The sequence below is a fragment of the Pseudomonas sp. C6002 genome (assembly GCF_013385805.1).
GTDB lineage: Bacteria > Pseudomonadota > Gammaproteobacteria > Pseudomonadales > Pseudomonadaceae > Aquipseudomonas.
Genome location: NZ_JACAPH010000009.1, coordinates 78,107 through 93,037, shown reverse-complemented (window position 1 = coordinate 93,037; position 14,931 = coordinate 78,107). Strand labels below are relative to the sequence as shown.

Here is a 14,931-nt window from a genome sequence, read left to right as displayed (position 1 = left end):
GCGCCCCGTCCTCGACGCGGCGCGCTGTACGCCTGCGCCGCAAAAAAAGGACGACCGACTTCATGTACACCTATAACAACAATTACTACACCGCCACGATGCGCGACACGACTGAACGCCAGGCGCTGTGTGGCAACGCCCGGGCCGATGTGTGCGTGATCGGCGCCGGGCTGGCGGGGCTGAGCACGGCGTGGGAGCTGGTCTCCCGGGGGCAGTCGGTGGTGCTGCTGGATGCCGGTCGCGTGGCCTGGGGAGCGTCGGGGCGCAACGGTGGCTTCGTGCTCCAGGGCTGGTCCGAAGGGTTGGCCGCCATCGAGCGACGCTGCGGCAAACCGACGGCCGCCGCGCTGTTCAAACTGTCGCTTGAAGGCGTCGAGATTGTTCGGGGCATGATCGCCCATCATCAGTTGCCCGGCTGCACGCCAACCCCGGGAAAACTGAGTGTGGTGCGCTACGAAGATGGCGACAACCTGCAGCGCGTGCGGGACAAAATGGCCGCGGATTTCGACTTTCACCTCGACTACCTGGATCGCCAGGCGGTGCGCGAAAAGCTCAAGACCGAGCGGTATTTCCAGGCGCTGCGCGACAACCATGGCTTTCACTTCCACCCCTTGAACTATTGCCTCGGCCTGGCCCGACTGATCGAGCAAAGTGGTGGCAAAATCCATGAACGCTCGCCCATGACCGCCGTCGAAAGCCGCAACGGGCGACACCGGGTCATCACCGATCAGGGCACTGTCGATTGTGCCCACGTGGTGTACTGCTGCGGCGGCTATGGGGGGCCTGAGTTCGGCAAATTACGCCGCGCCTTCCTGCCGATCGCGACCTATGCGGTGCTGACCGAGCACCTGGGCGATCGCCTGGCCGAGGCGGTCTGTACCTCCGATGCCGTGGGCGATAACCGCCGGGCCTCGGACTATTACCGCATCGTCGAGGGCGACCGCCTGCTCTGGGGCGGCCGCATTACCACGCGCAACCTGCAGGATGAGAAACGCCTGGGGCAATTGCTGACGCAGGATATCCTCGACGTTTATCCACAATTGCGCGGCATCAGGATCGACAAGGCCTGGTCCGGGTTGATGGGTTATGCGCGGCACAAGATGCCGCACATTGGCCCGCTGGGGCAGGGATTGTGGGCGTGTACATCATTTGGTGGCCATGGTATGAACACCGCGCCGATCGGCGCACGCGTCATCGCCGAGGCGATCTGCGGCGAAACCGATCGCTACCGCCTGTTCGATGCCTACGGCCTGGAATGGAATGGCGGCCCCCTGGGCCCGGCGGCCGCACAAACGGTTTACGCCGGCCTGAAAATGATGGATATGTTTCAGGAAAAGCGCTCGCAACACAGGGCGACTCATAAAAACTGAACCCCAGCGAGGGTCAAGGACGTGTCCATGGATACGCAGAATCCCGGTCCATTGTTTAACCTCACCGACAAGGACAGGCAATTGCTTGGCCTGCTGCAAGCCAACGCACGCGAACCCACCGCGTCATTGGCCCGCAAGCTCGGGGTCTCGCGCTCTGCGGTGCAGGAGCGGATTACCCGCCTGGAAAAGGCCGGCGTCATCACCGGCTACAGCGTGCGCATCGACCAGGACCGGCTTCAGCAGACGGTGACCTGCTTTACCATGACCTCCTGCACCAACAAGAGCTACACCGATGTGATGACCTCGCTGCGCAGGATGGAAGCGGTGCAGGCCGTTTACGCGGTCTCGGGGGAGTCCGATTTCATCATTCACCTGGCCACCGCCACCCTGAGCGAACTCAATGCCGAGCTCATCAGGATCAACATGATCAAAGGGGTGGCGCACACCGCTTCGCATATCGTGATGGAAACCAAGTTCAGCCGGAAACTGATGGTGTGAAGTGCTGCCGGCCGTGGGAAACCGCGCGTCTCACGCTCCCCCCTCGGCTGCCATAGCGACTCAGCCACCTGACAAGTCATTCCTTGCAAAATAATTCGCCTCAACGCAATATTAAAAGCAATTGCTTGGTTAATTACCTCAAGCCTGACGCTTATGCCCTTCGCCGGCTTCCATACCGCGAACGCATTACAAGGAATCGTTGATGCAAACCCAAGACAGCAGTTGGGGCGAGTTGCTTAGCGGCAAGAACGCCACGCGCTCCATTGCCCTTTCAGGCGGCATCGCGCTGTATGCCACCAACACCTACATCGCCACCACCATCCTGCCGTCGGTGGTGGCCGAAATCGGCGGCCTGGCGCTTTATGCGTGGAGCACCACACTGTACGTGGTGGCCTCGATCCTCGGTTCCGCCCTCACCTCCAAGTTGTTGCAACGCACCGGTCCACGGCTGGCGTATGCGCTGGCCACACTGGTGTTCATGGTGGGCGTGCTGATCTGTGCCCTGGCGCCGAACATGCCGGTGATGCTCGCGGGGCGCTCCATCCAGGGACTGGGCGGCGGGGTCTTGCTGGCCCTGTGTTACTCGATGATCCAACTGGTGTTCGAAGAGCGCCTGTGGCCGCGCGCAATGGCACTGGTGTCGGGGATGTGGGGCGTGGCGACGCTCGTCGGGCCGGCGGTGGGTGGCGTGTTTGCCGAGATGGACGCGTGGCGCCTGGCCTTCGGCTCGATGGTGCCGGTGAGCCTGGCGTACATGGTACTCACCAGCCGCGCCCTGCCCCCACGCGACACCACGGCGACCGCCACCGCCCGTTTGCCGGTGCCGCAACTGGTGCTGCTGGCGGGCGCGGTGCTGGCGGTGTGTGCCGGCAGCGTCTCGGCGCTGCCGAGCTGGAACCTGTTGGGTATCGCCACCTGTGTCGTGCTGGTGGTGCTGTTGATCCGCAAGGAGTCCAGCGCCACCGTGCGTCTTTTGCCCCGGGATGCATTGAAGTTCAGCACCCCGCTCTGCGCGCTTTATGCGACCACCTGCCTGTTGGTGATCGGCATGAGCAGCGAGATCTTCATGCCGTACTTTCTGCAGCACTTGCATGGCCAGTCGCCGCTGATCGCCGGTTACATGGCCGCGCTGATGGCGGCCGGCTGGACGGTCTCGGAAATCATCAGCTCCGGCTGGACCGGCCGCGGTCCACATCGCGCCATCATCGCGGGGCCATTGTTTATCGTGGCGGGCTTGATGATGCTGGCGATCACTACGCCCATCGCCAGCCAGGGCGAATGGACATTGCTGGCCCCTATCTGCCTGGGGCTGTTCCTGGTGGGGTTCGGCATCGGCCTGGGTTGGCCGCACCTGCTGACGCGCATCCTGCAAGTGGCTTCGGAACAGGACAAGGACACGGCCGCTTCGTCGATCACCACCCTGCAACTGTTCGCCATGGCCATGGGCGCGGCGCTGGCGGGGGTGATCTCGAACATGGCGGGCATCAATGAAGTGGCGGGCAATGGCGGCATCGCCCATGCCGCGCGCTGGCTGTTCGCGCTGTTTACCCTGGCACCCGTGTTGGCGCTGTTGATGGCGCTGCGGGCAACGCGGACAAAGCCGATCGAAGGCGCGCCCCTCGACCTTGGAATCGTCCAACCTGCCCCCATAACTAGCGAGGTATCCAACAAGGGGAAGCACAGACCATGACCAACCCGACCGAAACCGCCCTGCTCGCCGGCGGCTGCTTCTGGGGCATGCAAGACCTGCTGCGCCGCTACCCCGGCGTGCTGCACACGCGGGTCGGCTACACCGGCGGCGATGTGCCGAATGCCACGTATCGCAACCACGGCAACCATGCCGAAGCCATCGAGATCGTCTTCGACCCGACGGTGATCACTTACCGGCAGATCCTCGAGTTCTTTTTCCAGATCCACGACCCCAGCACGCCCAACCGCCAGGGCAACGACCTGGGCCCCAGCTACCGTTCGGCAATTTATTACCTGAGCGAACAGCAACGCGACATCGCTGAAGACACCGCAGCGGATGTGGATGCCTCGGGGTTGTGGCCAGGCCGTGTCGTGACGGAAATCGAACCGGCGGGGCCTTTCTGGGAAGCGGAGCCGGAGCATCAGGATTACCTGGAGCGGATTCCGAATGGCTACACCTGCCACTTCATCCGACCCAACTGGAAGCTGCCGAAACGCGCCTGAAAATGTGGCAGCGGGCTTGCTCGCGAAGGCGGTGTGTCAGTCAGCAAGTTCTTCACTGACACACCGCCTTCGCGAGCAAGCCCGCTCCCACATAAAGCAGTTCCTACACAAAGCGCCTCCCTCACAAGGCGCATTTCCCTCAGCGCATTTGCAGAATGATCGGGCTGCTGCTCGCCGGGCCCGTGTGCTCACGCAACTTGCCCACCGCCTTGGCATCCACCGCCCCACCCTGATTGCCCCAGGTGCCGCGCACAAACGTCAGCACTTCAGCAATCTCCTGGTCCGACAACTGCTCACGGAACGCCGGCATGCGATAAGCGTCCGCCACATTGGCCGCCACTACGCGCTGCGAGCCATTGAGGGTGATGTTGATCGCCGAGGCGTCCTCCTTGGCCAGTGCGGAGGTGGCGCCGGCCAGCGGCGGCATCCAGTCCGGTTGCCCTTTGCCTTCCAGCCCGTGGCACGAGGCGCAGCGGGTCACATAGGTATGCGCACCCGGCGCATCCAGGCGTTGCGCAGCCGACACCGCCTGATACTGCCAGGCCGCACCGTCGCGCTGCTCGTCGCCCGGCAACGACCGCAGATAGCGTGCAATCGCCGCCAGGTCATCGTCGCTCATGAACTGCGTGGAGTTGTTGAACGCCTCGGTCATCGAGCCATAAACCACCGCATGTTTGTTGCGACCGGTCTTGAGAAACTGCACCACTTCCGGCTCGCTCCAGCGCCCCAGGCCGGTGTTGGGATCATCCCGCAGGCTCGGTGCGTACCAGCCGTCGAGCAAGCCACCGGCCAGGTACGGCTTGCCACTTTCATCCAGTGCCTTCTCGTTGAAGGCCAGGCCCCGTGGTGTGTGACAACTGCCGCAATGCCCCGGGCCCTGCACGATGTAGGCGCCCCGGTTCCACAGTTCATCCTTCCCGGCCTTCGCGACATACGGCTTGCTGTCGGTAAACACGCCGTTCCACAGCGCGATCGGCCACCGCATATTCAATGGCCACGGGATCGAACTCTTGATATTGGCCTGCTGCACCGGCGCCACGCCCTTCATGAAGAACGCGTACAGGGCGCGCACATCATCGTCGCTGAGCTTGGCGTAGGACGGATACGGCATCGCCGGATACAGGCGGCGCCCACCCGGCGCGACACCCTGGCGCACCGCGCGGTCGAAGTCGGCGAGGCTGTAGCTGCCAATGCCGGTTTCCGGGTCTGGCGTGACGTTGGTGGCGTGGATCGCCCCCAGCGGCGTGGCCATTTCCAGGCCACCGGCAAAGGGCTTGCCGTTGGGCACGCTGTGGCACGCCACACAGTCGCTGAGCCGGGCGACATACTCGCCTCGGGCGACCAGCGCCGGGTCCGTGGCGACGGGCTCGGCCCCCAGCGGCGAGACAGGCTCGCGGGTGACATACCAGGCCAGCAGGCCTGCGGCGACCAGGCACGGCAGCGCCAGCCAGCCAACGGTTCTTGCGAATCGACGGTTGTTCATAAGTGCTCAGGCCCCGGTCAGGTGAAGGAGTGGCGGCTTAACGGCATGCTGCGAACACGCTGCCCGGTCAACGCCGCGACGGCGTTGGCCACGGCAGGCGCCACGGCGGGCAGCGGCGGTTCGCCAATACCGCCCATTTTTTCCCCGCTCTCGATCACGCGCACGTGCACCCGGGCCATCCGCGAAGGCGGCAGCACCGGGTACAAATCGTAGTTACGCGCTCGAGGCAAGCCGTCCACATACACCGCTTCCTCCAACAGCACCTGGGACAAGCCCAGCGACACCGCCCCATTCACCTGCGCCTCGACAATCGCCGGGTTGACGATGCTGCCCGGGTCGACTGCCTGCCAGATGTCATGCACCTTGACCTGGCCGTTCTCGATCGACACCTCGGCAATCACCGCCGTCTGGGTGCCGAACGGTGACGCCATCGCCACCCCGCGTGCGCGCTTGCTGCCGTCCTCGGCAACAAACGGCCCACGTTTCCAGCCACCCGACAACTCGCCCACCGCCTTCAGCAGAGTGGTCAGCCGCTGGTTATCCCGCAACAGATGCAGGCGCAACTCGAACGGGTCCTTGCCACCCTTGTCGGCCAGTTCATCCAGGAAGGATTCGTAGAAAAAGTCATTCAGCGAATTGCCCACCGAACGCCAGTAGCCCAGCATCACCGGGCCCTTCACATAGATCTGCGCGATACGCTTGTTGGGAATCGCATAGGACTTGCCGGACAGTCCCTCAAGGGCCGTCGGGTCGAGCTTCTCGCCCTGCTTGCCCGCCAGGGCCTCGGTCGGTCCCTCCGTGGCGCTCACCGCTTCAATCGCCACCGGCCAGCCGTCGCTGTCCAGCGCCCCACGGAAATTCACCGCTGCGACCGGGCGCAGCACATCCCGCAGGAATTCTTCTTCGCGGCTCCAGATCAACTTCACCGGGCGCCCCACCGCCTTGGCCAACTCGATGGCCTGCGGGTAAGGACTGGCCGAGTCATACAGGAAGTGCCGCCCGAAAAAACCACCCAACAACGGCGAATGCAGGGTAATGCGCTCCGGGGCCAGGCCGGTGCGCTTGGCGATATCGGCCAGGAACATGTCCTGCGCCTGATTCGGCAGCCAGATCTCCAGCGAACCGTCAGGGTTGAAGCGCGCCAGCGCCGAAGGCGGCTCCAACTGGGCATGGTGCAGGTACTGGTTGTGGTAAGTGGCCTCGACCCTGGTCTTGGCATTGGCCAGCGTGCCGGCCACGTCGCCCTCGTTCTCATCATCACGGGCCGGGCCGGTTTCTGCGGCCAGGCGCTTGAAATGCTCGTCGCTGGAAAAGTCCTTCGGCATCCCGCGCACCTTGGAATCAGCCGTCGGCTCCAGCCAGTCGACCTGAATCGACTCCACCGCACGCTTGGCATGCCACCAACGCTCGGCCACCACCGCCACCGCACCGGGCAGGCGATGCACCGAGTGCACGCCCGGCATGGCCTTGACCTGGTCTTCGTTGCGCAGGCTGCCCACGGTCATGCCGAGTCGGGGCGCATGCTGCACGGCGGCATGGAGCATGCCGTCGACCTTCATATCAATGCTGTACAGCGCCTTGCCGGTGGACTTGTCATACGCATCGAGACGCTTCACCGGCTTGCCGATCCAACGGAACTGGCTTGGGTCGCGCAGCTTCACACTGGACACATCCGGTACCGGCAGGTCCATCGCCCGCCCGGCCAACTCGCCATACGCAAGGGAACGCCCGGACGCCGCGTGTACCACCTTGCCCGGCTCGGTCGACAGCTCGCTCACCGGCACCTTCAGCGCCTGCGCCCCGGCCTCCAGCAACATGGCCCGGGCCAGCGCACCCAGCCGGCGCATCGTGGGGTAACTCATCCGCACCGACATACTGCCGCCGGTGATGCGCATGCCGTTCTCCATCACCACAAAGGCTTCACCGGGCGGGGCACACTCAACCAGGAACGTGGCCGGGTCGGCGTCCAACTCCTCGCCGACAATCTGCGCCATCGCGGTGAACGTGCCCTGGCCGCCTTCGATAAACGGGCTGAGCAAACGAATCGTGTTGTCCGGGCGAATCTCCAGAAAGGCCGGCACCTGCGTACCGCGTTCGGCCGTGGCCGCGGCGGTGGCCGCCTGCACTCGGCCAGACCCCAGCGGCAGGCCAAAACCGATCACCAGCGCGCCCACGGCCGTACTGGCCAGGAAGCGACGGCGGGACAGGTTCACCGGGTCAGTCAGCGCCGCGACCAAGGGCAGCGCAGTGGGATCAATGCGAATGTTCATCAGGCCTCTCCCTTCTGCGCAAGGTCATGCACGGCGGCATGAATGGCGTTATAGGTGCCACAGCGACAGAGGTTGACCATCGCGGCCTCGATCTGCGCATCACTGGGCTTGGGCGTGTGCTTGAGCAGCGCGGTGGCCGCCATTACCTGGCCGGATTGGCAGTAGCCGCATTGGGCGACCTGGTATTCGACCCAGGTGGCGACGACCCGCTTGCCGACGTCATCGGACTCGATGGCTTCGATGGTGGTGATTTCGCGGCCGACCACGCCGGAAACGGGCGTGACGCAGGAACGCACGACATTGCCGTCCACAAGCACCGAACACGCACCGCATTGCGCCAGGCCGCAGCCGTATTTGGTGCCGGTCATGCCCAGGTTGTCGCGGATGACCCAGAGCAGGGGCGTGTCGGGTTCGGCGTCGACTTGGTGGGTCTGCTGGTTAATTCGTAATTCCATGGCTCACCCGCTGATCATCGGTTGGTGTTGCATTTTTTAGTATTTTTAGACGGCAAGACGGGGCCTCGCCGCTGGGCATCGATGGCCCGTCTGGTTCGCGCGCGCGTGGTTTGACTAGTCTAGCGGGCGATGGGAATGACTTTAGACCCTGGTTCATCAAGGCGCTATGCAGGGGTGGGCAAGATCGCAGGATTAGGCAAGTATTCAAGAGGATTGCGTCAGGGGAGGAGCGGCCTGTGGTGTCAGTGGCGGTCACGCCGGGTGGTGTTCCACCAGAAAGTCGACAAATGCCCTGACCCGCGCAGGCATCGCCGCGCCGCCGACGAACACCGCGTGAATCGGCTCCTGGTCTCCGGGGTTGTACGCTTCAAGCAACGGCACCAGATCACCGCTGGCCAGGTCATCTGCCACGCTGAATGCGCCAATGCGCGCGATGCCGGCACCCAGCTTGGCCAGCTGGGACAATACCTCCCCGCTGTTACCCTCGATCGTACCCGACACCTGCAGCGAAAAATCGCGCCCGTCCACGCGAAACGGCCAGTCGGGCGCTGCCCGGCGGAAGTTGAAACGCAGGCAGTTGTGGTTGAGCAAATCCTGCGGCACCTGCGGCGTGCCATGACGCGCCAGGTAGTCCGGGGAAGCCACGATCACCTCGCCGATGGAGCCGATAAGGCGAGCGGTCAAGGGGCTGTCGGCCAATTGACCGAAGCGGATTGCAACGTCCGCTTGCCCGCCCAGGATATCCACCACCTCATCCTCCAGCCGCAACTCAACCACGATGGCCGGGTAGCGCGCGCTGAACGCGGCAACCAGCGGCACGATCGACAGCCGCCCGTGTGCGAGCGCCGCGCTGACCCTCAGCCGCCCCCGTGGCGCGCCCTGGTCGGTGATCGCATCCTCGACTTCGGCCATGTCCGCCAGGATCCGCCGGGCGCCGCGCAAATACGCTTCGCCTTCGGCGGTGAGCGTGATCGCCCGGGTGGTGCGCAGCAGCAGGCGGGTGCCTATGCGCCCCTCGATGCGGGTGATGATGCGGCTGATGGATGACGGCGTGAGGCCCAGCACCCAAGCCGCCCCCGAGAGGCTACCCTGCTCCGCGACCCTGGCGAACACCGCCATCTCCCCCGACCGACCGCCTATGTCCACTTGTGATCTCCACGCAAAGCTGTAGTGCCCTGCCGAGGGCTACCGCCTGAAAAGTCGTGATTGTAGCATTTGATACAAAGATGAGGAGTCACCCATGCGTATCAACCCACCCCTTGTAGCACTGTCCATCGGCGCCTTCGGCATCGGGGTCACCGAGTTTGCCCCCATGGGCATGTTGCCCGGGATCGCCGCCGACCTCGGTGTTTCCATTCCCGCCGCCGGGCTGCTGGTCAGCGCCTATGCCATGGGCGTGCTGATCGGCGCCCCGATCATGACCCTCGCGACAGCCAGGGTGGCGCGCCGTTATCTGCTGGTGGGCCTGATGGCCATTTTCACCCTGGGTAATCTGCTGTCAGCCCTGGCCACCGACTACCAGACCCTGATGGTCGCCCGGTTGGTGACATCGCTGAATCACGGGGCATTCTTCGGCATCGGCTCCATCGTGGCAGCGAGTGTGGTGGCGCCCGACAAACGCGCGGGGGCCGTCGCCGCGATGTTCCTCGGGCTGACCCTGGCGACCATCGGTGGCGTGCCCCTGGCAACCTGGTTCGGCGAGAACTTCGGCTGGCGTACGGCGTTCTGGGGCATCAGCGGGCTCGGGGCGTTCGTGATGGTGGCCCTGTGGTGGGCGCTACCGAATACGCCCGCTCCAAAAGGGGGAAGCCTGATGGCCGAAATCCGCGTACTGGGCCGCGGGCCGGTACTGGCAGCGCTGGCGTTGACCGTGGTGGGGTCCAGCGCCATGTTCACGGTGTTTACCTATATCGCGCCGATTCTGCGGGATGTCACCCACGCCTCGACCAACTTCGTCACCGCAATGCTCGTGCTGTTCGGGATCGGCCTGACCCTCGGCAACGTCTGGGGCGGCAAGTCTGCGGACCGTTCGGTGGACCGCACCCTGATAACGTCGCTCGTGGTCCTGATTGCCGTGCTGCTGGCCTTCTCTGTGCTCATGCAATGGCCGCTGCCCGCCGCCTTGTCGATCCTGCTGTGGGGCGCCGCCAGCTTTGCGCTGGTACCTCCCCTGCAAATGCGCGTGATGGAAGCCGCCAAGGATGCACCCAACCTGGCCTCGGCGATGAACATCGGTGCGTTCAACTTCGGTAACGCCATCGGCGCGGCGCTGGGGGGAGCAGTGATCAACGCAGGGCTGGGCTACCCGGCCATTTCACTGGCTGGCGCGATCATGGCGGCCCTGGGTTTGCTGATGGTGCTGGGCCTTGGCTGGCGCTCGCGGCGCACAGGTTCACGTATCTGCCAGGAACCGGCGCAGGCATAAGGACAGCCGCGCTCACACGGCCCTCTACACCCTACCCTCTGAAAAGCCCCGAATCCCGGGGCTTTTTTGCGTCTGCCTGGCCGCCATCCATCGCTGCAAAAAATTTCAACTAGTGACTTTCATTATGAAATCCACTGTGCAATATTACTTGCGTAATATTTAGCAACAGATCCCGGAGCCCCTCATGAAGAAAGCCAGCTTCCAACCCATGTCCTGCCCGGTCGCCCGTGCCCTGGAGCACATCGGTGATGGTTGGAGCCTGTTGATCCTGCGTGATGCGTTCTACGGGCTGCGCCGTTTCGACGAGTTCCTGCAGAGCCTCGGGATCGCCTCGAACACCCTGACCCGCCGCCTGAATGCGTTGGTGGCCGGCGGCTTGCTGGAACGGCGCCCGTACCAGGACAACCCGCCGCGCCATGAGTACCACCTCACCGAAGCGGGCCGGGACTTGCGCCAGGTCATTCTCACGCTGATGGCCTGGGGCGCGCGGCATGCCGAGGGCTCGACCAAGGTGTTTCTCGCCGATGAGGCCACCGGGCGCCCGGTGGCGCTGGCGTTGATGGATGCCAACACCGGCAAACCCATCACCCGTGCGGGCCACCGCGTACATGTCAGCGCCGATGCCGAACCGCTGACCCTGTGGCGCGCACGAACCGGCCGGGCCTACGCCGAAAAAGACCAGTTGGTCAGCCCCTTCCCCCACTAATACTCAACGAGGTCATTTCGTCATGGACGCTCCAGTCAGCGCTGTGCCCGAACCCACCCAACCATCCCGGCGCAAACAGGTTTTGCGCCTGGGGCTGCTGACCCTGGCCGTGGCGGGCGGCGTGTGGTACGCCAGTCACTGGTGGCTGGTCAGCCGGTTTATCGAAGACACCGACGACGCCTATGTCGGGGCGGATGTGACGGTGATCAGCGCCAAAGTGCCGGGCTATATCAGCGAAGTGACGGTGCAGGACAACCAGTTCGTACGGGCCGGCGACGTGCTGGCGCGCATCGATGTGCGCGACTACCGCACGGCCCTGGCCAAGGCCGACGGCGCCGTGGCCGCGCAACAGGCCTCGCTCGCCAACCTCGACGCCACCGAACAACTGCAACTGGCGGTGATCAACCAGGCCAAGGCACAGATCGACGCCACCGATGCCGAAGCCCAACGGGCCGGCGACGATCAAACACGTTACCAGAACCTGGTACGCAGCCAGGCCGTATCGGTCGAAAGCGCACAACGGGTCAGCGCCGTATGGAAGACCGCCCGCGCCGACCACTCCCGGGCACAGGCCGGGTTGATGGCGGCGCGCCGGCAAATCGACGTGATTGAAACCCAGCGCGGCCAGGCGCGTGCCGCGTTGCAACAGGCACAGGCCGAACGCGACCAGGCGCAATTGAACATCAGCTATACCGAACTGCGGGCGCCGGTGGATGGTTACGTGGGCAACCGCCGCGCCCGGGTCGGTGCCTACGCCGCGGCCGGCAGCCAACTGATCTCGGTGGTGCCCGCGAAAGGATTGTGGGTGGATGCCAACTTCAAGGAAGACCAATTGGGGCGCCTGCAGGTCGGGCAAAGCGTGAGCATCCGCGCCGACATCCTCCCCGGCCGTGAATTCCACGGGCACATCGAGAGCCTGGCCCCCGCCACCGGGGCGCAATTCAGTGTGCTGCCGCCGGAAAACGCCACCGGCAACTTCACCAAGATCGTGCAGCGAGTGCCGGTGCGCGTGCGCCTCGATAGCAACGATGCCGACTTCGGCGCCCTGCGTCCGGGCCTGTCGGTGATGGCGAAGGTCAACACCGATGAGGCGTTCGAGGACCAGGCCAGCGCCCTCAAGGCCCAGCTATGAACAGCCCGTTGCCCGCCCTCAGCACCGCACAAAAAGTCGCGGCCTTCGCCACCATGTGCGTGGGCATGTTCATCGCCTTGATCGACATCCAGATCGTCTCCGCCTCCCTCAAGGACATCGGCGGCGGGTTGTCTGCCGGCGCGGACGATACGGCGTGGGTGCAGACCGCCTACCTGATCGCGGAAATCATCGTGATCCCCATGTCAGGCTGGCTCTCCCGGGTGATGAGCACGCGCTGGCTGTTCGCGGCGTCGGCGGCCGGGTTCACCTTGACCAGCCTGCTGTGCGCGATGGCCTGGAACATCCAGAGCATGATCGCGTTTCGCGCCTTGCAGGGGTTCCTGGGGGGCTCGATGATTCCGTTGGTGTTCACCACCGCGTTCATGTACTTCAACGGCAAGCAGCGGGTGATCGCCGCCTCCACCATCGGCGCCATCGCGTCCCTGGCGCCCACATTGGGCCCGGCCGTGGGCGGTTGGATCACCGACATCTCCTCCTGGCACTGGCTGTTCTACATCAACCTGCTGCCCGGCCTCTTCGTGACCTTTGCGGTGCCGATGCTGGTCAAGGTCGACCGCCCCAACCCGTCATTGCTCAAGGGCGCCGACTATATCGGCATGGCGTTGATGGCGGTGTTTCTCGGCTGCCTGGAATACACCCTCGAAGAAGGCCCGCGCTGGAACTGGTTCAGCGACAGCACCATCTCGACCACTGCCTGGATAGCCGCCATCAGCGGCGGGCTGTTTATCTGGCGTTGCCTGGAGATCAAGGAGCCGATCGTCGACCTGCGCGCGCTTCGGGACAGGAACTTCGCCCTGGGCTGCCTGTTTTCATTTATCACCGGCATCGGCATTTTCGCCACCATCTACCTCACACCGCTGTTTCTCGGGCGGGTGCGCGGGTACGGCTCGCTGGATATCGGCCTGGCCGTGTTTTCCACGGGGGTGTTCCAGTTGCTGGCGATCCCGGTGTACGCCTTGCTGGCCAATCGTTTCGACCTGCGCTGGATCCTGATGTTCGGGTTATCGCTGTTCGCCCTGTCGATGTGGGACTTCTCCCCCATCACCCATGACTGGGGCGCCAAGGAGCTGCTGCTGCCCCAGGCCATACGCGGGTTTGCTCAACAAATGGCAGTGCCGCCGGTGGTCACCCTGACCCTCGGCGCACTGGCCCCCGACCGCCTGAAGCTCGCCTCGGGCCTGTTCAACCTGATGCGCAACCTCGGCGGCGCCATCGGCATCGCCGCCTGCGCCACGGTGCTCAATGACCGCACCAACCTGCACTTCCTGCGCCTGGCGGAACACCTGAACATCCGAAACGAATCGATGAACGTGTGGCTTGACCAGCTTTCGGGGAATGCCCAGTTGCTGGGGCAAAACAGCCTGGATTCGAGCCAGTTCGCGCTGAGTCAGCTGTGGGCGCTGACCTGGCGCGAGGCGCAAACGCTGACCTATGCGGATGCCTTCCTGATGATCATGGTGTGCTTTGTCATCGCGGTGCTGCTGGTGCCGTTGATGCGCAAGGTGCAGCCGCCGAAGCAGCCGACTGCGGATGCGCATTGAATCGTCCGATCATGTTGAAGGCCGCAACGGCGCCAGCCGGCTGAGCTTGGTCATCTGTTTGAATATCAGGCCAGGCGCAACCCGGCTGGCCACCTTCAGCACCTTGCTCAACCCCGGGCATATTTCCAGTTGGCCGGCTTCGATTTGCCGGATGCAGTGCTGCACCATCAGCACCGGGTCCATGCCTTTTTCGTTCTTCATTTCTTCCGCGAACTCGGCCCTGAGCAGCGGTGTTTCGGTGCCGGGTGGGGCAAGCTCCACCACCGTGACGGCGCTGTGCTGAAGCTGTGCCCGCAGGCACTGGGTGTAAGCGTGCAATGCGGACTTGGACGCACTGTAGACGGGCGCCGCCGGAAACGGCACAAACGCCAGCCCGGACGAGACGTTAACAATCAGGCCGCGCGGGTGCTTGAGCAGCCAGGGAAGAAATTGCTGGATCATCCGGATCGGGCCGTTCAGGTTGATCTCGATCTCTTCAGTCACGTCCTCCAGCGCCCGCTCCCCGGCCAGCTTGATATTGCGCATCACGCCCGCGTTATTCACCAGCGTATCGAGCCCAGGGAACTGACCGGTGACTGCCGCAAACAGCGTTTGGATGCTGGCGGGGTCACGCACGTCGCTTTGAAACGTGTGCAGGCTCGGCAGCAGTTGCCGCGCCTCGTCCAGCCTGTGCTGATCGCGGCCCGTCACGATCACGGTATTGCCTCGTGCCACAAGCTGGCGGGCAAGCTCAAGCCCGATACCACTCGAACCTCCCGTCACTAGCACTGTTCGTCCGGTCATCTTCATCGAAACTCTCCAATGGTGGGTCACACGCAAGGAGCTTGAGGGATACAC

Annotated in this window: 13 protein-coding genes; 8 read left to right on the top strand and 5 right to left on the bottom strand. The window is 64.1% G+C overall.

Annotated features, from left to right (window positions below; all coding sequences use genetic code 11):
* The first annotated feature begins 62 nt into the window (after positions 1-62).
* From HX817_RS04165 to msrA, 4 genes are all read left to right on the top strand, one after another.
* Entirely contained in the window at positions 63-1,370 is a 1,308-nt protein-coding gene (locus HX817_RS04165) for an FAD-binding oxidoreductase (protein WP_008434708.1), read from the top strand.
* A gap of 27 nt (positions 1,371-1,397) precedes the next feature.
* On the top strand, positions 1,398-1,868 hold the full coding sequence (locus HX817_RS04160) for an Lrp/AsnC family transcriptional regulator (RefSeq protein WP_003215617.1): 471 nt from the start codon (positions 1,398-1,400) through the stop codon (positions 1,866-1,868).
* Positions 1,869-2,070: 202 nt separating this feature from the next.
* Positions 2,071-3,558 (top strand): MFS transporter, encoded by a 1,488-nt coding sequence (locus HX817_RS04155; RefSeq protein WP_003215615.1) that lies wholly within the window; start codon positions 2,071-2,073, stop codon positions 3,556-3,558.
* Positions 3,555-4,061 (top strand): peptide-methionine (S)-S-oxide reductase MsrA, encoded by a 507-nt coding sequence (gene msrA, locus HX817_RS04150; RefSeq protein ID WP_087693735.1) that lies wholly within the window; start codon positions 3,555-3,557, stop codon positions 4,059-4,061. Before HX817_RS04155 ends, msrA begins: the two co-directional genes overlap by 4 nt.
* Before the next feature lie 139 nt (positions 4,062-4,200).
* Here the strand turns inward: msrA and HX817_RS04145 are convergent, their stop codons facing one another.
* From HX817_RS04145 to HX817_RS04130, 4 genes are all read right to left on the bottom strand, one after another.
* On the bottom strand, positions 4,201-5,544 hold the full coding sequence (locus HX817_RS04145; protein WP_003215611.1) for a cytochrome c: 1,344 nt from the start codon (positions 5,542-5,544) through the stop codon (positions 4,201-4,203).
* A gap of 17 nt (positions 5,545-5,561) precedes the next feature.
* Entirely contained in the window at positions 5,562-7,814 is a 2,253-nt protein-coding gene (locus tag HX817_RS04140; protein WP_177028422.1) for a xanthine dehydrogenase family protein molybdopterin-binding subunit, read from the bottom strand.
* Positions 7,814-8,269, bottom strand: a complete 456-nt coding sequence (locus HX817_RS04135) for a (2Fe-2S)-binding protein (RefSeq protein WP_003215609.1) — start codon at positions 8,267-8,269, stop codon at positions 7,814-7,816. Before HX817_RS04135 ends, HX817_RS04140 begins: the two co-directional genes overlap by 1 nt.
* 252 nt (positions 8,270-8,521) lie before the next feature.
* Entirely contained in the window at positions 8,522-9,415 is an 894-nt protein-coding gene (locus HX817_RS04130) for a LysR family transcriptional regulator (protein ID WP_177039836.1), read from the bottom strand.
* A 94-nt stretch (positions 9,416-9,509) separates the two neighbouring features.
* Here HX817_RS04130 and HX817_RS04125 point away from each other — a divergent pair, with 94 nt between their 5' ends.
* The 4 genes from HX817_RS04125 (at position 9,510) to HX817_RS04110 (ending at position 14,094) form a co-directional block, all read left to right on the top strand.
* Positions 9,510-10,694 (top strand): MFS transporter, encoded by a 1,185-nt coding sequence (locus HX817_RS04125; protein ID WP_003215607.1) that lies wholly within the window; start codon positions 9,510-9,512, stop codon positions 10,692-10,694.
* 184 nt (positions 10,695-10,878) lie between these two features.
* The gene (locus HX817_RS04120) at positions 10,879-11,400 is read left to right on the top strand and encodes a helix-turn-helix domain-containing protein (RefSeq protein ID WP_177039835.1); all 522 of its coding nucleotides are present in this window, start codon (positions 10,879-10,881) and stop codon (positions 11,398-11,400) included.
* 22 nt (positions 11,401-11,422) lie between these two features.
* Positions 11,423-12,532, top strand: a complete 1,110-nt coding sequence (locus HX817_RS04115; protein WP_008434719.1) for an HlyD family secretion protein — start codon at positions 11,423-11,425, stop codon at positions 12,530-12,532.
* A complete protein-coding gene (locus tag HX817_RS04110) occupies positions 12,529-14,094 on the top strand; it encodes a DHA2 family efflux MFS transporter permease subunit (RefSeq protein WP_177039834.1) in 1,566 nt (521 codons plus the stop codon). Before HX817_RS04115 ends, HX817_RS04110 begins: the two co-directional genes overlap by 4 nt.
* A gap of 9 nt (positions 14,095-14,103) precedes the next feature.
* Here the strand turns inward: HX817_RS04110 and HX817_RS04105 are convergent, their stop codons facing one another.
* Positions 14,104-14,883 carry an SDR family oxidoreductase gene (locus HX817_RS04105; protein ID WP_177039833.1) on the bottom strand — a complete coding sequence of 260 codons (780 nt, stop codon included), beginning with the start codon at positions 14,881-14,883 and terminating at the stop codon, positions 14,104-14,106.
* Positions 14,884-14,931: the final 48 nt, after the last annotated feature.

Bases quoted from the DNA above. Each gene is read 5' to 3' on its own strand.
- HX817_RS04125 (WP_003215607.1), top strand. From the start codon at position 9,510: ATGCGTATCAACCCACCCCTTGTAGCACTGTCCATCGGCGCCTTCGGC.
- HX817_RS04105 (WP_177039833.1), bottom strand. From the start codon at position 14,883: ATGAAGATGACCGGACGAACAGTGCTAGTGACGGGAGGTTCGAGTGGT.
- HX817_RS04145 (WP_003215611.1), bottom strand. From the start codon at position 5,544: ATGAACAACCGTCGATTCGCAAGAACCGTTGGCTGGCTGGCGCTGCCG.
- HX817_RS04155 (WP_003215615.1), top strand. From the start codon at position 2,071: ATGCAAACCCAAGACAGCAGTTGGGGCGAGTTGCTTAGCGGCAAGAAC.
- HX817_RS04115 (WP_008434719.1), top strand. From the start codon at position 11,423: ATGGACGCTCCAGTCAGCGCTGTGCCCGAACCCACCCAACCATCCCGG.
- HX817_RS04120 (WP_177039835.1), top strand. From the start codon at position 10,879: ATGAAGAAAGCCAGCTTCCAACCCATGTCCTGCCCGGTCGCCCGTGCC.
- HX817_RS04135 (WP_003215609.1), bottom strand. From the start codon at position 8,269: ATGGAATTACGAATTAACCAGCAGACCCACCAAGTCGACGCCGAACCC.
- HX817_RS04140 (WP_177028422.1), bottom strand. From the start codon at position 7,814: ATGAACATTCGCATTGATCCCACTGCGCTGCCCTTGGTCGCGGCGCTG.
- HX817_RS04160 (WP_003215617.1), top strand. From the start codon at position 1,398: ATGGATACGCAGAATCCCGGTCCATTGTTTAACCTCACCGACAAGGAC.
- msrA (WP_087693735.1), top strand. From the start codon at position 3,555: ATGACCAACCCGACCGAAACCGCCCTGCTCGCCGGCGGCTGCTTCTGG.
- HX817_RS04110 (WP_177039834.1), top strand. From the start codon at position 12,529: ATGAACAGCCCGTTGCCCGCCCTCAGCACCGCACAAAAAGTCGCGGCC.
- HX817_RS04165 (WP_008434708.1), top strand. From the start codon at position 63: ATGTACACCTATAACAACAATTACTACACCGCCACGATGCGCGACACG.